This window comes from Polaribacter aestuariivivens (genome assembly GCF_005885675.1).
Classification (GTDB): domain Bacteria; phylum Bacteroidota; class Bacteroidia; order Flavobacteriales; family Flavobacteriaceae; genus Polaribacter; species Polaribacter aestuariivivens.
On sequence record NZ_VANR01000004.1, the window covers coordinates 169,407 to 186,463 of the forward strand.

A 17,057-nucleotide genomic window follows, 5' to 3' on the forward strand; every position below is an offset into this window, starting at 1 on the left:
TTATACAGTTTTAGGAATGCTAATAGTTATTGTTTTTTGTGGCTCATTTGTAAAATTTAAAGAAGCTTTGTTTTTGTAATTTAAGCGTAACAAATCGTAAACGGTTTGCAAACCATGTCCGCTAATTAAACCTTCTGGAAAATTTGGACCATTATCATTTACAGAAATAAGAATATTGTTATTTCTATTTTCTATGTTGATGTCAATTTTCCCTTCTTCAACATTTTTAGAAATACCATGTTTTACAGCATTTTCTACCAAAGGCTGAATTAAAAACAACGGAATTTTATAATTTTCAAGAGATTCATCAACATGAATTGTAAATTGCAAATCCTCTCCAAAACGTATTTTTTCTATTTCTAAATAGGTTTTTATCATTTCAATTTCATCTTTAATTGTAGCAAAATTTTCATTTTTTCTGTTGATAGAGTATTTAAATAAATCTGATAAAGAATGTGCCATTTTTTGAGTTTTTGCAGCATCAATTGGCGCTAAACTCGCAATAGAATTTAAAGAATTATATAAAAAATGTGGGTTTATTTGTGCTTGTAATAATTTAGTTTCTGCCTGTGCATTTACTTCTTTCAACCTACTTAATTCAATATTTTTTTCTTTGACTAAAGATGCTGAAAAATGATTTAAATAAATTAGCAAACCTCTTCCTATTGCTATACTTAAGAACAAATAAAACTCTAAAGAAAAAAAGTAATTACCAATAAAAGTATTACTTGATATAAGAGTTTCTATAATTCTTGGTGTACAAAATGCAATAAAAGTGAAGATTACTTTGGCAATTAAATCAAAAGTAAAAAGTACTTGCTTTCTTAAAAATAACTTTTCTAAAGTAAATAATGTTATTGATGTTATAGATGCAGCAGTTAGAAATCGAATATAAACAAACCAATAACCATTGTAAGATTTTGATAAGTTTTCTATGTATGAACTTAAATAATAATATAAAGAGGAAAGTGCAAAAAGGTATAACCAAATAAATAAAATAGGCAAAAAATAATTGAAGAAAGAAAACTTACATTTTTTGTTTTTGAATAAAGAAAATAATAAAAAAAAGACAATCACTGCAATTAACAAAATTGTAAAAATTGAAATGGTTTCAGCTAAGTTTTTGTTTAAAAAAGAAATCCTATAAAACCAAGAATAAGAACTTTTTAAATAGTTTTCAAATTGATTTAAAAAATCAGGTTCATATAATTTACGAATTAAAAAAATATCTTTTTCTGTGATTTTTGTAGTAATTGTTAAACTTGTTTTGTCAAAAACAGATGGTTTTTCTTCAGGATTATTATCATTTACTAAACAAAGACTTCTAAAAAGCTCTCCTTTTAAAATATCTTTTTTTAATTGAGTATTAAAAACGTCTGCTTCTAACCAAATAAATGCCTTGTGAGTTCTATTAATATTTCTTCTAATAGTTTTATATGATCTATTGGTAATTCCATAATCATCATATGTTCTAATGATTTCTTGATCTGAAGAAGGTTGAATTTTCCCTTTTTGAAATTCGAATATTATTAAAGACCTTATAATGTCTTCAAAAGTGTAGCCATTATAAACATCATCATAAGAATAATTACGAAAAAACTGACTGTAACTTTTACCTGTATAGCTCTCTAAAAAATCAACTTCTTTATGCGGTAAAATATCTCTAATTTCATCAATAATTTCTGCAATAAGCAAACTATCAGTTTTGGAAGCATTTCTAAGATCTACTAAAATAGGTCCTTTCAGTTTTTTAAAAGTAGCAGTTTTACCATCAAATAATTTGTTTTTAACATATTCCCAATTTGGATTTTTTGCTTTTTTTTCTGAAGTTTTAGAAGTAACAAGAAAACCAATGGCAATTAAAATGAGAACAAGTAAGATGATTTTTTTCATGACGGATAAATTTAAATGATTTACATCACAAAAAAACAATCATTAAAAAATTTATAAAATAAGTTTTTTGTAAACTGCGAATATTAAAAGGTGAACTGCAAAAAAGAGAATTATTTTAGATTTCTCAAAACCCAAAATCCATAAAACCCAAGAAACATTTCAGCAAAAGTGCCAAATTGATAACCAAAAGTTGGAGTTCCATCTAAAAAGAAACTGATGACTCTTCCAAAACCTAATCCTAACATAAATATGAGGTTAGTAATTAAGGCAATCTTCAAATACTTATTTTTAAAGATACCTAAAACCCAAAGTGCAGAAAAACCAAGGTACAAACCCATAATTGCTTTAAAAAAATTATGCTCATCTACAGTTTGTAACTGAATATCGAATTGCGAAGAAGGATTAAATCCATATACAAAAGAAACAGGAATTACAATACATACAGAAATAATTAAATGTATTTTATGGATAAAATCTTGTTTCGTTTTAAACATTAATTCTAAAAATTAATTTCCTTTTCAACCTCAGTATCACCTCTTTTCACAATCACCTTAGTGGTATTTCCTTTTTCAAAAACAGATAAAGCGCGCATATAGCTCACCATATTTGTAACAGTACTATCACCTAATTTAATTACAATATCTCCTTTTTGTAAACCTGCTTTTTGTGCGGGCTTGTCTTCAGAAATTCCATCTATTCTCATTCCTTTTCCATCGAACATATAATCTGGTATTACACCTAAGCCAACTTTAAAACGAGGAGAATTTTCACTTTCGTTCTTGGTTTTTCTAAAAGCTAGTTTCCCATTATTGTCTAAATCTGTAATAATGTTAAAAATGTAATCAGCAATTAAATACATGCCATCATAGTTCAGTTTTTCGGAATCGTCTCCAGGTTTGTGGTAATCTTCATGCTGACCTGTAAAAAAATGCAATACAGGAATATCTGCCAAATAAAAACTTGTGTGATCACTTGGGCCAACACCAGATTCTTGTTGAATTAATTTAAAATTATTGTTATAAGATTTTAAAACTTGCTTAAAAATTGGCGAAGTTCCTGTTCCGTAAACAGCCAAAGCACTATCTTTTTTTAAACGACCAACCATGTCCATATTAATCATATAAGATACTTTTTTGGTATTGATTGTAGGATTTTTTACAAAATAATTAGAACCCAAAAGGCCCATTTCTTCACCAGAAAACCCCATAAATAAATAATTATTGTTGGTGTTTTTCTTTTTTAATTTTGCAGCTAAATTTAGTAAAATTGCAATTCCAGAAGCATTATCATCTGCACCATTATGAATAGCTTTTATAGAATCTCTATACAAAGAGCCTTCACCACCAAAACCTAAATGATCGTAATGAGCGCCAATAATTATGGTGTTTTCAGCTTTGTTATCAATATAACCAATCACATTATTACCTGTAATGGTTCCATCTCCATTTACATCAAATTTTACTTCCTCATGAGGATTCGTTTTTGGTTTAAACGTAAAAGGTTGTAAATATTCTTGTGTTCCTTTTGGTTGTAAGTTTAACTCATTAAAACGTTCAGCAATATATTTAGCAGCTTTTTTTTCGCCTTCAGTTCCTGTTTGTCTACCTTCCAATGCATCAGAAGCTAAAAAAGTTACATCTTCCTTAATTCGGTTTTTTTGATTAATTTCTGGTTGACAAGAAATTAAAAAGCATAAAAATATTAGAAATAAAATGTTTCTCATGACGATAAATATTATTTTTGCAAAGTTAATTAATAAAACAGAAAATGAGAGTTGTTTACCTAATTGTATTTGCATTATTAGTGGTTTCATGTAAAAATGAAAAGAAAGCCACAGAAACAAAATCAGTAGAAAGAGTTATTGCCAATGATCCTTTAATTTATAAAGAAGAAGTGCATTTTAAAAGCATTAAACAAATTACGTTTGGTGGCGATAATGCAGAAGCTTATTGGAGTTTTGATGACAAACAATTAGTGTTTCAATCTAATTACAAACAATGGGGCGTAAACTGCGACCAGATGTTTTTAATGAATGCTGATGAAACATTTAAAGGCAAAATGCCTCCAATGATTTCTACAGGAAAAGGACGAACAACTTGTGCTTATTTTTTGCCAGATAACAAACACATTATTTATGCATCTACGCATTTAGTAGATGAAAACTGCCCTGAAGTTCCTTTGCGTAAAAACGGAAAATACATTTGGCCAGTGTATGATAGTTTCGACATTTTTGTAGCAGATTTAGAAGGAAACATCGTAAAGCAATTAACGAATGAAAAGGGGTATGATGCAGAACCAACAGTATCTCCAAAAGGCGATAAAATTGTATTTACATCTACCAGAAGTGGCGATTTAGAATTATACACTATGAATATTGATGGCTCTGATGTAAAACAAATTACAGACGAATTAGGTTATGATGGAGGGGCATTTTTCTCTCCTGATGGAACAAAAATCATTTTCCGTTCTTCAAGACCAAAAACACCAGGAGAAATAAAAGCTTATAAAGATTTGTTGGCAGAAGGTTTGGTAGAACCTACAGAAATGGAGCTTTATATTTGTAATGCAGATGGATCTGACTTAAGACAATTAACAGATTTAGGAAATGCAAATTGGAGTCCGTTCTTTCATCCTTCAGGGAAAAAAATATTATTTTCTTCTAATTTTGAAGCTGAAAGAGGATTTCCTTTTAATTTATATATGATAGATATAGATGGTAAAAATTTGGAAAGAGTAACGCATGGAGAAACTTTTGATGCATTTCCAGTATTTTCTAATGATGGTAAAAAACTAATTTTTTCTTCTAATAGAAATAATGGAGGTGGTAGAGATACCAACTTGTTTATTGCAGAATGGCAAGATTAATTCAATTTTAAAAAATGGGACCGAAAGAAAAAATATTACAAGACATACATACTTTAATGACAGAAAAATTTAAAAATTCTGACGAAGCTTTTACTTTTTTTGATAAAGATCAAGATGGTAAATTAAATAGAGACGAAGTTAAGGCTCTGTTAAAAGAAGCTGGTGTTGGTGGCTTAATTAGAGGTTTAGTAGCAGGTGAAATGATTAAAGGATATGATAAATCTGGAGACGATGCTATTAATAAAGAAGAATTTAAAGTTGCCATTGCCGAATTAGAAAGAGATGTATAACTTTTAAAAAACACAAAAAAAATACAATGAATTTCATTGTATTTTTTTTATTTGAGAAGGTTTGTAAATAGCATATCTTTGCGTGTTGAACGTAGTTAGAAAACGAAGTATGAAGAACATAAGAAACTTTTGCATTATCGCACATATAGATCATGGTAAAAGTACATTAGCAGATAGATTGTTAGATTTTACAGGCTCTGTAACTTCTCGTGAAAAGAAGGAGCAGTTATTAGATTCTATGGATTTAGAGCGTGAACGTGGAATTACCATAAAATCGCATGCAATTCAAATGGATTATATTCATAATGGAGAGCCATATATATTGAATTTAATTGACACTCCAGGTCACGTAGATTTTTCTTACGAAGTATCTAGATCTATTGCAGCTTGTGAAGGTGCTTTGTTAATTGTAGATGCTGCACAAAGTATTCAAGCACAAACAATATCTAACCTTTATTTAGCTTTAGAAAACGATTTAGAAATTATTCCAGTATTAAATAAAGTAGATTTACCAAGCGCAAATCCGGAAGAAGTAACTGATGATATTGTAGATTTGTTAGGTTGTGATCCAGAAGAAGTAATTCACGCAAGTGGAAAAACAGGTTTTGGTGTTGATAATATTTTAGAAGCAATTATTAATAGAATTCCAGCTCCAAAAGGAAATCCAGATGCACCTTTACAAGCTTTAATTTTTGATTCTGTGTACAATTCTTACAGAGGAATTGAAACCTACTTTAGAGTTTTTAATGGAGAAATAAAAAAAGGACAAGAAATAAAATTCGTTGCCACAGGTAAAAATTATTTTGCAGATGAAGTAGGTACATTAAAACTTACTCAAGTTGTAAAAAAATCTGTAAAAACAGGTGATGTTGGTTATTTAATAACAGGAATTAAAACCGCTAAAGAAGTAAAAGTAGGAGATACAATTACAGATTTCGCAAACCCAACACAAGAAATTATTGAAGGTTTTGAAGACGTAAAACCAATGGTTTTCGCAGGAATTTATCCTGTAGATACAGAAGATTACGAAGAGTTGCGTTATTCTATGGAAAAATTGCAATTAAACGATGCATCTTTGGTATTTCAACCAGAAAGTTCAGCAGCTTTAGGCTTTGGTTTTAGATGTGGTTTTTTAGGAATGTTACACATGGAAATCATTCAAGAACGTTTGGAGCGCGAATTTAATATGACAGTAATTACTACTGTACCAAACGTTTCTTACCACGCTTTTACAAAGAAAAATCCAGAAGACATTGTAATGTTAAACAATCCTTCAGATTTACCTGATCCATCAAAATTAGACAGAGTTGAGGAGCCTTTTATCAAAGCAAGTATTATTACAAAGTCCGATTTTGTTGGGCAAGTAATGAGTTTGTGTATCGAAAAAAGAGGTGAAATTACCAACCAAACTTACCTAACAACAGAAAGAGTAGAGTTAAGTTTTGATATGCCTTTGGCAGAAATTGTATTCGATTTTTACGACCGTTTAAAAACCGTATCAAAAGGATATGCTTCTTTTGATTACTCTCCAATAGGTATGCGTGAATCTAAACTAGTAAGAGTAGATATTTTATTAAATGGTTCTCCTGTAGATGCACTTTCAGCTTTATTACATGCAGATAATGCGTATACGATAGGTAAAAAAATTGTAGAAAAATTAAAACAATTAATACCAAGACAACAGTTTGATATTCCTATTCAGGCAGCAATTGGTGCAAAAATTATTGCACGTGAAACAACAAAAGCCTTACGTAAAGATGTTACTGCAAAATGTTATGGTGGTGATATTTCCAGAAAACGTAAATTGTTAGAAAAGCAGAAAAAAGGAAAGAAAAGAATGCGTCAAGTTGGTAATGTAGAAATTCCGCAAGAAGCATTTATGGCTGTTTTAAAGTTGAATGACTAATTAGATAATTGGATTTTAGACGTTTAGATTTTTAGAACCAAAATACAAGACAGAACCTTTTTGACCAATCAAGAAGGTTTTTTATTTGAAGCTATTTCCAGCTTTCCACTATATCTTTTTTCTGAAAAAGAAAAAAGGATGTCGTTTCAATCTGGGCTAAACTTGTTTGCTAACTTCTTTGTCATTCCTGCGAAGGCAGGAATCTATAGTAGCCAAACTAAACTAACTATAATTATTTAAAAGTGGCAATAAATTATTAAAACTGATTGTTTTTGTAATTACTTATTATGGATTCCTGCCTTCGCAGGAATTACAAAACACTCTTAATTATCAGAGGATAAATATTTATAACTTTGATTGAAATACTTCAACATAGTTTTATTTAAAAATTGTTTGTAATCAGTGTTTTCATTTCTTTTTATAGATAGCCAAGCCATAGAAAAAGCAATTATCTGTTCTGGTAGATAACCTTGAGAACTTGATTGCCAACCCAACATTGCACCTTTACTAAATTGAGAAAAGGAAAACCTTGAGTTTCCTAAAAAGATTCCAAAACCATAAGTTATTGCCATTAAATCAGTTAAATACTCATCATTTTCTTCAATAATTTTTTTGCCAAGTAAAATAACATGAGATAATTCGTGAGCAACTGTTGCTATTAAAGATATAGGATTTTTTAATTGCTGTCTTTCAATATAAATAGTAGTATTATTTTCTTTTTTTTCATAAAGTCCTGCAGCACTTTCCCAACTCCCATTTATATCAGCAGGAGTTGTTAAAATAGAACCATCATCCATTTGAACTGGACTATCATCAAAGAATTCAAGTTTTATTTTATCGTTTTTAACACACATTAATTCTTTTGTTCTGTTTAGAACAAATTGTGCATCTTTTTCAATACCAGTAAATTCTATATTATAAAATTCTTTTGTTGGGGTAACTGTTTTTATCTCTAAAAAATGAGGTTCACTTAAAACATCTTTTAGCCAACCTAAATCACTATTCAACCATTCTTCATCTTCAATTGTAATTGGAGATTTATTTTTCTTTTTCCAAAACATAGCCTAATATTCTATAGGTTGAAATATACAAAATCTTCTATCAACTCTCCAACCACTTCCTAAAATCTGAAGTAGTAGCAGAACTCGTCATTACTTTTTCTTGGTGATTTTTAATAGAAATTAATAATCGGTTTTTAAAATGACTTTCTATTTTATCAATAAAATCGATATTTACAATTTCACTTCTATTAATTTTAAAGAATTTTTTCGGATTCAATTGCTGATATATACTTCCCAAATTTTGAGAAATGGTATGTCGTTTTCCAAGATGATCAATCACCAAACAAAAATCTCCAGAAGCAGTAATTAAGGCAATCTCTGTGGCATTTAATAATTGAATTCCTGATGCTTTTTTAATGACAAATCGTTTTTTATAAGTGGTGTTTTCTTGTTGTAAAGCTATTTTTAAAGCATCTATTGTATTTGAGTCTAATGAGTTATAATCTCCCTTTTTAAAGAGCGATTCGTATTTATTAATTGCTTTATCAAAGTCATCTTGTGAATAAGGTTTTAAAATATAGGCAATTCCGTTTGTGTTAAAAGCTTTAAATAAATATTCATCATGTGCAGAACAGAAAATTATTGGAGCTTCAATTTTTATTTTATCAAACAAATCAAAAGAAAGTCCGTCTAAAAGCTGAATGTCAGACAAAATAAAATCGTACATATTTTCTTTTAGTAAGTTTTCTCCATCAATAATTGTTCTTGCCCAATCATGTGTAATTTTTATATCAAAAAAATTACCTAAACATTTTGTTAGTTTTTGATATGCAGGAATTTCATCTTCTAAAATTAAAATATTCATATTTTTAACTTTGTTTCCTCGAGCAAATTCGAGAGGTTAATTTAGGTCTCAACTGCGCTCGACCTGACACTTTTATTCACTTAAAGTTATAATAGGAATAAAAATTTCAAACTTTTTATTCATATTGTGTATTTGAATTTGTTCATTTGAAAGCAATTTATAACGTGCTTTTAAATTGGCTAAACCCGTGCCAAAAGATGCTGGTTTGGAAACAACATCAGATTTAGAATTTGTAATTATCAACCAACCATCATTAATTAAAATGGTTGTTTTTATAGAAATTTTTCCATCAGATTTATTATGTTTTACAACGTTTTCTAACAAAGCTTGTATTGCACCAGTTGGAATAAATTTATCTTTAATAGACGTGTTTTCTTCAATAGTAAATTCGTAATCGTTACCAAACCTGGTTTTTATCAGAAAAATATAATTTTCAGCAAAATTTATTTCTTTGGAAAGTTCCATCACTTCAGCGTCTTTCGTCTGAATTAAATATCTGTATATTAAAGACAAACGATTAATATATTCTTTTGCTTTTGTTGGATTGCTATCAATTAAAGCGTCTAACGTATTTAAATTATTGAATAAAAAATGCGGGTCTATTTGAGAGCGTAACAATTTTAATTCGTTTTCTTTTTGTTGTTTTTGGATGGTGATTAATTCTTGCTGACCTTCATAAAACTTCTTAATCAACAAAATACCTAAAGGCAAACCCACCATGTCAACAGCATTGTATAAGCCATCATTTATGTAAGAAAGTACATTTTTTACGGTACTTAAACTACCACCAGCACTATACCTGCCTACAATATTATCTAATGTTCCTGAAATTGTTAAAAGCAGTAAGCTAGTAATAAAAAAAAGTACATAATTTTTTTTATCAACTAAAAAAGCAGGTACAATTTTTTGAATAAAAATAAGGATAACAATAATTGATAAAAGTGTACTTGTAGGAAAATCTACCAAATACTCTATGAGTTTATTGCCTTCTCTATAATAATCGAAACAACCTAAAATTATAGTGGTTCCAAAAACAATGGCTAAAATTATCCAATCAGATTTATTTAATTTTGTATTCATAAATTAATTACCGTCATTAATTCTATTTTCTTCATCATTATTTCTACTTCTTTTTGATTTTTTCTTCCCAAATTGAGAACCAAAACTATACACCAAACGCAACTGAATATTTTGTCTAGAACCATTACTTTCTACTTGTGCAGTTCCATTTCCATAATCAATATTTCCAACAAAACCTCTATTTAGCATTTTATTGAAGCCTAAATTTACTTTTAATTTATCATCTAAAAACTTCTTTCCGAAAGAAAAATCTAATTCTGCCAACCAATCTACTTCAATTTGACCTTCTAAAGCTCCTGTTCCGTAATTTCCACTTAGTTCAAAATTAACATCCCAAGGTAATTGATAGCTGGCTTGTATAAACCAAATTAAGTTCCATTTATTTAAATCAATATCGTAAGTAGATGATTGAAAATCTGTATTTGTTACGATAATTCCTGTATAACCTTCTAAACCTTTTGCAAAATTTACGGGAGCAAATAATCGAAAATTCCAATTTTCATTGTTTTCTACGTTTACGTTTTGCTGACGAATTTGTGCAGTTGCATTGTCTTGTTTTATGAGTTGAAAAATAACATCCTCTGTTTTACTGTAGCCAACAGTAAAAAAAGGTTGACCTTCGTAGGTTAAATTGAATTGGTAATTATTAGTATAAGCAGGTGTTAAATTTGGGTTTCCTTCGCCAGCAGAAAAAGGATCTAAAAACTGTTGAAAAGAGTTTAAACTATTGTAAGATGGTCTTTGAATTCTGTAACTATAAGACACACTTGCGCCTAAAACATCTGTAATTTTTCTGCTTATTGATGCACTTGGAAATACTTTTTTAATAGGCCTTTTTTGAACTTCAGTAGTTGGTGTTCCATTTTTTAAAAAGGTAGATGTTCCATCTGTATTACTATCTTCATAGCGTAAACCACCAGAAAAAGACCATTTACCAAAGTTTGCATTTACTTTAGAATATAAGGCGAAAATGGTTTCATCAATTACAAAACGGCTACTTGCTTCATCATTTTTATCAAACCCATTATTCATGTTTTCTTCAAAAGTTTGTAAATCGTTGTCTGTTGTTACATCAGCAAAACGAGTTCCTGCACTTATTTTAAAATTGTCGGAAAAGGTTTTTGTATAATCTGCTCTATATGTTTTTATAGAGTATGTTCCATCTTGTATGTATTTTCTGTCAGTAAAATTTACGGTACTTCCAGCAATATCGTATAAAGTATTTGTGTTATCGTTTGTAAAATCTACATAATTAAAGTCTATAACTAATTTATCTGTATCCGTTTTATACTCGTAATATGGGTTTATATTGAAGTTTGCACGATCTCTATCAAAATAATTTTCAGAAAATAAAGTGTTTCTATTATTTGCATCAGATATAATGGTTTCACTACTTACAGTTCTTGTAGATTTTCTATTATTATAACGCCCTCCAATTCCTATAGAATGATTTTCATTTATATAGTAGTCTAAACTTCCATTGATGGTAAAATTATCTGGATCATAAGGTTCTCTAGTTACTTGGTCGTAAGTTTCAGAACCAACAGTTCTTACTAAAAACAAATCGTCTCTCCAAGTTGGTTGTGAATAATTTACGCCAGCTTGCCAATTTAATTTGTTTTTGTAGCTAGCAATAGAAACTCCAGAACCCCATTCAAAACCTTCATCTTCTCCAATCCAAGAATTTACACTACCATGAGTTCCTAAACGTACATTTTTCTTTAAAATAATATTTACAACTGCCCCAGAACCAGAAGCTTGATATTCTGCCCCAGGTTGTTCTACCAATTCAATTTTAGCAATATTATCCGCAGGAAAATCTCTTAATAAGGTATCAACATCCATATATTCTGTTGTTTTTCCGTTAATAAGAATGGTAACTCCACCTTTTCCAGCAATTGAAATTCCATTGTTAGTAACTAAAACACCTGGAATTTTACGCATAACATCTTGCAGATTTGTGTTAATCATTTCCGACTTTTCTAAATCTACAATTAATTTTTCTGCAGTTTGTTTAATTACAGGTCGCTTACTTTTAATAACAACTTCATTTAAAGTTTGCGATTCTTCTTTTAAAGTTATGTTGAAGATTTTATTAGAAGTCAACTCAAATTCCTTAATTTTTTGAGTTTCAAAACCTAGCATAGAAATTTCAATTTTATATTTCCCAGAAGCAATGTTTTCGAACTTATAGCTTCCATCGTCGTTCGAAACGGTTCCTTTCGGGTTTGCTTCATTTCCAGTTTTATATAAAATTATGTTTGCAAATGGTAGTGTATTGTTTTGTGTATCAACAATTTTACCTGATATGGTGTATTGAGCAATTGTTGTAAAAATCCCGAAGAATAATAAAAAAAGTGTAGTTGTAAAAGTTTTCATTTTGGGTTGATTTATTTTATAAGACACTGTAAAAGTGCTTGTTTTGTTACAAGGAATAAATAGAAATCTGACGAATTGGGTGAATTTTCGGTTGAATGGATATTCCTTTTCTATAAAACAAAGACGCTTATAAAGACGAAAAGGTTTCCTACAAAAAAATGCTTCGAAAAAATCGAAGCATTTTAAATAAGTTTATTTTTAATTTTTTATATAAATTCACTCAAGTTTTTAAGAGCATGAGTAAGATGCAAAAAATGTCTGCGACATTAGTCTCTTCCTCCTAAAACTTGTAATCCCCAATATAAAAGCATTGCTAAAGAACCCAAAGCTGCAACTAAATAAGTTCTTGCTGCCCATTTAAGTGCATCTTTAGAGCCAGCAAATTCTTCTCTTGTTACCATATTTTTGTCTTTTAACCAAGCTAAGGCTCTGTTACTTGCATCGTATTCTACAGGTAATGTAACAAAACTAAAAAGTGTTGCAAATCCCATAAAAACCAAACCAACAATAGCTATGTAAAAACCAATACCAGAACCACCTGAAGCAGCTCCTAAAATTAAACCACCAATTACCAACCATTGCGAAAATTTAGAAGTAACACTAACTATAGGTACTAATTGAGAACGCATGGTTAAATAGCTATACGCTTTAGCATGTTGTACAGCATGTCCAACTTCATGCGCTGCAACAGCTGCAGCTGCTGCATTTCTTTGGTTGTAAACAGCTTCACTTAAATTTACGGTTTTATCTTTCGGATTATAATGGTCTGTTAACCTACCAGGAGTAGAAATTACTTTCACATCAAAAATTCCGTTATCAGCTAACATTTTTTCTGCAATTTCAGCACCAGACATTCCATTTCTTAACTGAACTTGAGAGTATTTTTTAAATTTACTCTTTAATTGATTACTAACTAGCCAACTCACCAAAGAGATTACACCAATTAAAATATAAAATCCTGTCATAATATATATTGTTTTAAATTTTTATGTCATTTTTGTTTGATAAATTTACAACATAAAGTATTCCATTTTATTTTTTGAACTCAAAATTTAATGATTGTCAGAAGAAAAAATGAAAATTTAATAGATTTTTTAGAAATTAATGACAAAATGACAAGTAAACCAAACATACTTATTGTTTATACTGGTGGAACTATTGGTATGATTAAAGATTATAAAACGAATGCTTTAAAAGCATTTGACTTCAGTCAAATTGTAGAAAAAATTCCAGAATTACAACAATTAGCATGTAATATTAAAAGTATTTCTTTTGAAAAACCTATAGATTCTTCAAACATGAATACACAATATTATGTAGATATTGTGGAAATTATTGAAGACAACTATTTAAAATTTGATGGTTTTGTAATTCTTACAGGCTCAGATACCATGTCTTATATAGCATCTGCAGTAAGTTTTATGTTTGAAAATTCACAAAAACCAATCATATTTACAGGTTCTCAATTGCCAATTGGCGATTTAAGAACGGATGCAAAAGAAAACTTAATTACATCTATAGAAATTGCATCCGCAAGAAAAAATAATACTCCTGTAATTACTGAAGTTTGTTTGTATTTTGAATACAAATTGTACAGAGCCAACAGAACCACAAAAATTAGTGCAGAACAATTTGAAGCATTTACTTCCATGAATTACCCTCCTTTGGCGGAAAGTGGAGTACATTTAAACTTTAATGAGCACTTAATTAAAACACCAACTAAGAGCTTAGAAAGTTTAGTTGTTCGAAAAAATTTAGTAACAGATGTTGTTATTTTAAAATTATTTCCAGGTATTACCAAAGAAATTGTGGAAAGTATATTAAATATTAAAAATTTAAAAGGAGTCATTTTAGAAACCTATGGCTCTGGAAACGCACCCAATGAAAATTGGTTTTTAGAATTATTAAAAACAGCAGTTTTAAAAGAAATAAAAATAGTAAATGTTACGCAATGTGCAGGAGGAAGCGTAATTTTAGGTCATTATGACACAAGTGTTTCGTTAAAAGAAATTGGTGTTATTAGTGGTGGAGATATCACAACAGAATCTGCAATTGCTAAGTTAATGTACTTATTAAGTGAAAAATTATCAACAAAAGAATTTAAGTATTATTTTGAAAAATCTTTACGAGGAGAAATCACAAGCAAATAAATTTTTTTGAAAATAAAATAAATTTGAACATAAAAAACAGTATTTTTACATAAATAGATTAAATTTTTTTTTAAAGGCTCAACAATTTTTTGTTACTTGGCATTCTCTTAGAGAAAAAGAGAAGATTTTGACTAAAAAAGAAGTTAAAGTTACAAACATTTGTTTATTTGAAACGAAAATTTATATCTTTAACCCGTTAACTATTAAAAATTAATTATAACAAAGATGAAAAAAGTAGTAAATGTCCTATCTGTAACAGGATTAATGTTTTTTGGAGCTATTCAATCAACTTTCGCTCAAGAAGCAGCAACTGAAGAAAACAGAACTTTTCACCAAGAATTAAAATTACGTTTTATTGAAGGTGACCCACAATTTATGGGAATTGTATTGGTAGCTTTAATTTTAGGTTTAGCAATTGCAATTGAAAGAATTATTTATTTAAACATGGCAACTACAAATACTAAGAAATTAGTAGCAAATGTAGATGATGCTTTAAGTTCTGGTGGTGTAGAAGCTGCAAAAGAAGTTTGTAGAAACTCAAAAGGTCCAGTAGCATCTATCTTTTACCAAGGTTTAGATAGAGTAGATGAAGGTGTTGAAGCAGCTGAAAAAGCAGTAGTTTCTTATGGTGGAGTTCAAATGGGACTTTTAGAGAAAAACGTTTCTTGGTTATCTTTATTTATTGCATTAGCACCAATGCTTGGGTTCATGGGAACTGTAATTGGTATGATTGATGCATTTGATAGAATTGCTGTAGCAAACGATATTTCTCCAGCGGTAGTAGCAGGTGGTATTAAAATTGCCTTATTAACAACTGTATTTGGTTTAATTGTTGCTATTATTTTACAGATTTTTTATAATTACATCGTTTCTAAAATTGATAGTATTGTAAACAATATGGAAGATGCATCTATCCAATTGATAGATTTATTAGTAAAATATAAAAAATAAAAAAAGACCAGATGAAAAGCAATAAAATTTTAAATATTTTAATTGCAGTCATCGCCATTATTGGAGCATTTCTTTTCATAAGAATATTTATGGAAGATGTAGATACTCTAAAAGTTGATGGTGACTTGCAAAATAAAGTAATAAGCCCAATTATTTATTTTTCTACAATTTTGTTTTACGCAGCAGTAGTTATAGCAATCGTATTGTCTTTGTGGAATTTAATAAGAAACCCTCAAAACCTTAAAAAAACCTTATTAGGTATTGGAGTATTAGGAGTGGTTTTAATTGTAGCTTACTTTATGTCAGATACGCAAGCAGTTTTAGACACACAAGGTGAAGTTTTACCTGGTGGAGAAGAAGGCTCAACAACCAATAAATGGGTTGGAACAGGTATCATATACAGCATAATATTAGGAGCAATAGCATCGCTATTTTTCGTATACGATTTAGTAAAAGGATTAATAAAATCATAAAATTATGGCAAGAAGAGAGAATCCAGAAATTAATGCAGGTTCTATGGCAGATATTGCCTTCTTGCTATTAATTTTCTTTTTAGTAACTACCACAATGAATGTAGATTCTGGTATTTCTAAAAAGTTATCAGAAAAACCACCACCAGATTACGTACCACCTATTGTAAAGGAGCGAAATATTTTTGAAGTAAATTTAAACTTTAGAAATGAGCTTCAAGTTGAAGGTGAAAGAATGGAAATTAAAGATCTAAAAGAAGCTGCAAAAGCTTTTATAGATAATGGTGGAGGTGAAGGAAAAGTTGAAAACGGTGTAGCTACAGGACCTTGTACTTATTGTAAAGGTGAAAAAAGTTCAGAATCTTCAGATCACCCAAACAAGGCAATTATATCTGTTTTAAGTGATAGAGGAACTGAGTATGGTGTTTATTTAAAAGTTCAAAATGAATTGTTAAGAGCATATACTGAACTTAGAAATAGATTATCTACAGAACGTTATGGCATATCTTTTGATGAATTAGAAGAAGCATACAAAAGCGATAGAGAAAATGAAGCTTTGAAAAGAAAAGTTGAAGATATAAAAACAGCATATCCTCAAATTATTTCTGATGCAGAACCAACATCTTCTGGTAATTAATTAAAAAAATAACAATTATGTCTAAATTTAGAAAAAAGAAAAAAGGAATGCCAGCAGTAAACACTGCAGCTTTACCTGACATCGTTTTTATGTTGTTATTTTTCTTCATGGTTACTACAACTATGAGAGAAACAGATTTAAAACTTGAAGCTCCAAGATTACCTTCTGCAACAGAAGTAAAAAAATTAGAGCATAAAAGTTTAGTAACTACGATTTACGTTGGTAAAGCAAAAGATCCTAAATACGGAACAGGTTATAATAGAATTCAGTTAAATGATAAAATTGCAACTGCAGATGATGTACCTGCTTTTATCATTAACTCAAGAACAAAAGTTTCTGAAGCTGAAATTCCATTTATGACAACTTCTATTAAAGCAGATAGAGAATCTAATGTAGGTACAATTACAGACATTAGACTAAAATTAAGAGATGTTAACGCTCTTAAAATTAGTTACTCTGCCTCTAAAGGAGATGGAAATTAATTTTTATATACATTATAAAAAAGGATAATTCAATTTTGAATTATCCTTTTTTTATGCTCTTATTCTTCTTGAATTATGAAATAATGTA

General features: G+C 29.3%; 16 protein-coding genes. 8 read left to right on the forward strand and 8 right to left on the reverse strand.

The genetic code is table 11. The features are described from left to right. From FDT66_RS08740 to FDT66_RS08750, 3 genes are all read right to left on the reverse strand, one after another. The gene (locus tag FDT66_RS08740) at nucleotides 1–1,893 is read right to left on the reverse strand and encodes a sensor histidine kinase (RefSeq protein ID WP_138535795.1); all 1,893 of its coding nucleotides are present in this window, start codon (nucleotides 1,891–1,893) and stop codon (nucleotides 1–3) included. A gap of 110 nt (nucleotides 1,894–2,003) precedes the next feature. After that, a complete protein-coding gene (locus FDT66_RS08745; protein WP_138535796.1) occupies nucleotides 2,004–2,387 on the reverse strand; it encodes a DUF4345 domain-containing protein in 384 nt (127 codons plus the stop codon). A gap of 5 nt (nucleotides 2,388–2,392) precedes the next feature. Continuing rightward, a complete protein-coding gene (locus tag FDT66_RS08750; protein ID WP_138535797.1) occupies nucleotides 2,393–3,616 on the reverse strand; it encodes a M28 family peptidase in 1,224 nt (407 codons plus the stop codon). 44 nt (nucleotides 3,617–3,660) lie between these two features. Here FDT66_RS08750 and FDT66_RS08755 point away from each other — a divergent pair, with 44 nt between their 5' ends. From FDT66_RS08755 to lepA, 3 genes are all read left to right on the forward strand, one after another. Then, the gene (locus FDT66_RS08755) at nucleotides 3,661–4,758 is read left to right on the forward strand and encodes a TolB family protein (RefSeq protein WP_138535798.1); all 1,098 of its coding nucleotides are present in this window, start codon (nucleotides 3,661–3,663) and stop codon (nucleotides 4,756–4,758) included. Nucleotides 4,759–4,772: 14 nt separating this feature from the next. Then, nucleotides 4,773–5,048, forward strand: a complete 276-nt coding sequence (locus FDT66_RS08760; RefSeq protein WP_138535799.1) for an EF-hand domain-containing protein — start codon at nucleotides 4,773–4,775, stop codon at nucleotides 5,046–5,048. 109 nt (nucleotides 5,049–5,157) lie between these two features. Continuing rightward, entirely contained in the window at nucleotides 5,158–6,954 is a 1,797-nt protein-coding gene (gene lepA / locus FDT66_RS08765; RefSeq protein ID WP_138535800.1) for a translation elongation factor 4, read from the forward strand. A 323-nt stretch (nucleotides 6,955–7,277) separates the two neighbouring features. On the opposite strand, the gene FDT66_RS08770 is transcribed toward lepA, so the two are convergent. The 5 genes from FDT66_RS08770 to FDT66_RS08790 form a co-directional block, all read right to left on the reverse strand. Next, a complete protein-coding gene (locus FDT66_RS08770; RefSeq protein ID WP_138535801.1) occupies nucleotides 7,278–8,015 on the reverse strand; it encodes a hypothetical protein in 738 nt (245 codons plus the stop codon). 40 nt (nucleotides 8,016–8,055) lie between these two features. Beyond that, nucleotides 8,056–8,820, reverse strand: coding sequence for a LytR/AlgR family response regulator transcription factor (locus FDT66_RS08775; RefSeq protein ID WP_138535802.1), 765 nt, complete (start codon nucleotides 8,818–8,820; stop codon nucleotides 8,056–8,058). A gap of 72 nt (nucleotides 8,821–8,892) precedes the next feature. Beyond that, entirely contained in the window at nucleotides 8,893–9,900 is a 1,008-nt protein-coding gene (locus tag FDT66_RS08780; protein ID WP_138535803.1) for a sensor histidine kinase, read from the reverse strand. A 3-nt stretch (nucleotides 9,901–9,903) separates the two neighbouring features. Further along, complete coding sequence (locus FDT66_RS08785; protein ID WP_138535804.1) at nucleotides 9,904–12,279, reverse strand: TonB-dependent receptor domain-containing protein; 2,376 nt, start codon at nucleotides 12,277–12,279, stop codon at nucleotides 9,904–9,906. Nucleotides 12,280–12,545: 266 nt separating this feature from the next. Next, on the reverse strand, nucleotides 12,546–13,244 hold the full coding sequence (locus tag FDT66_RS08790) for a zinc metallopeptidase (protein ID WP_138535805.1): 699 nt from the start codon (nucleotides 13,242–13,244) through the stop codon (nucleotides 12,546–12,548). A gap of 147 nt (nucleotides 13,245–13,391) precedes the next feature. On the opposite strand from FDT66_RS08790, the gene FDT66_RS08795 reads away from it, so the two are divergent. From FDT66_RS08795 to FDT66_RS08815, 5 genes are all read left to right on the forward strand, one after another. Then, complete coding sequence (locus FDT66_RS08795) at nucleotides 13,392–14,429, forward strand: asparaginase (RefSeq protein ID WP_138535962.1); 1,038 nt, start codon at nucleotides 13,392–13,394, stop codon at nucleotides 14,427–14,429. Between the two features lie 225 nt (nucleotides 14,430–14,654). Beyond that, entirely contained in the window at nucleotides 14,655–15,380 is a 726-nt protein-coding gene (locus tag FDT66_RS08800; protein WP_138535806.1) for a MotA/TolQ/ExbB proton channel family protein, read from the forward strand. An 11-nt stretch (nucleotides 15,381–15,391) separates the two neighbouring features. Then, a complete protein-coding gene (locus FDT66_RS08805; protein WP_138535807.1) occupies nucleotides 15,392–15,853 on the forward strand; it encodes a hypothetical protein in 462 nt (153 codons plus the stop codon). 4 nt (nucleotides 15,854–15,857) lie between these two features. Next, nucleotides 15,858–16,487 (forward strand): ExbD/TolR family protein, encoded by a 630-nt coding sequence (locus FDT66_RS08810; protein ID WP_138535808.1) that lies wholly within the window; start codon nucleotides 15,858–15,860, stop codon nucleotides 16,485–16,487. A 17-nt stretch (nucleotides 16,488–16,504) separates the two neighbouring features. After that, a complete protein-coding gene (locus FDT66_RS08815; protein ID WP_138535809.1) occupies nucleotides 16,505–16,969 on the forward strand; it encodes an ExbD/TolR family protein in 465 nt (154 codons plus the stop codon). Nucleotides 16,970–17,057 lie beyond the last annotated feature (88 nt).

What these genes read in the sequence shown, in the direction of transcription:
- FDT66_RS08785 (WP_138535804.1), bottom strand. Translation starts at nt 12,279, where the DNA reads ATGAAAACTTTTACAACTACACTTTTTTTATTATTCTTCGGGATTTTT.
- FDT66_RS08805 (WP_138535807.1), top strand. Translation starts at nt 15,392, where the DNA reads ATGAAAAGCAATAAAATTTTAAATATTTTAATTGCAGTCATCGCCATT.
- FDT66_RS08810 (WP_138535808.1), top strand. Translation starts at nt 15,858, where the DNA reads ATGGCAAGAAGAGAGAATCCAGAAATTAATGCAGGTTCTATGGCAGAT.
- FDT66_RS08790 (WP_138535805.1), bottom strand. Translation starts at nt 13,244, where the DNA reads ATGACAGGATTTTATATTTTAATTGGTGTAATCTCTTTGGTGAGTTGG.
- FDT66_RS08760 (WP_138535799.1), top strand. Translation starts at nt 4,773, where the DNA reads ATGGGACCGAAAGAAAAAATATTACAAGACATACATACTTTAATGACA.
- FDT66_RS08815 (WP_138535809.1), top strand. Translation starts at nt 16,505, where the DNA reads ATGTCTAAATTTAGAAAAAAGAAAAAAGGAATGCCAGCAGTAAACACT.
- FDT66_RS08740 (WP_138535795.1), bottom strand. Translation starts at nt 1,893, where the DNA reads ATGAAAAAAATCATCTTACTTGTTCTCATTTTAATTGCCATTGGTTTT.
- FDT66_RS08775 (WP_138535802.1), bottom strand. Translation starts at nt 8,820, where the DNA reads ATGAATATTTTAATTTTAGAAGATGAAATTCCTGCATATCAAAAACTA.
- FDT66_RS08750 (WP_138535797.1), bottom strand. Translation starts at nt 3,616, where the DNA reads ATGAGAAACATTTTATTTCTAATATTTTTATGCTTTTTAATTTCTTGT.
- FDT66_RS08795 (WP_138535962.1), top strand. Translation starts at nt 13,392, where the DNA reads ATGACAAGTAAACCAAACATACTTATTGTTTATACTGGTGGAACTATT.
- lepA (WP_138535800.1), top strand. Translation starts at nt 5,158, where the DNA reads ATGAAGAACATAAGAAACTTTTGCATTATCGCACATATAGATCATGGT.
- FDT66_RS08755 (WP_138535798.1), top strand. Translation starts at nt 3,661, where the DNA reads ATGAGAGTTGTTTACCTAATTGTATTTGCATTATTAGTGGTTTCATGT.
- FDT66_RS08800 (WP_138535806.1), top strand. Translation starts at nt 14,655, where the DNA reads ATGAAAAAAGTAGTAAATGTCCTATCTGTAACAGGATTAATGTTTTTT.
- FDT66_RS08745 (WP_138535796.1), bottom strand. Translation starts at nt 2,387, where the DNA reads ATGTTTAAAACGAAACAAGATTTTATCCATAAAATACATTTAATTATT.
- FDT66_RS08770 (WP_138535801.1), bottom strand. Translation starts at nt 8,015, where the DNA reads ATGTTTTGGAAAAAGAAAAATAAATCTCCAATTACAATTGAAGATGAA.
- FDT66_RS08780 (WP_138535803.1), bottom strand. Translation starts at nt 9,900, where the DNA reads ATGAATACAAAATTAAATAAATCTGATTGGATAATTTTAGCCATTGTT.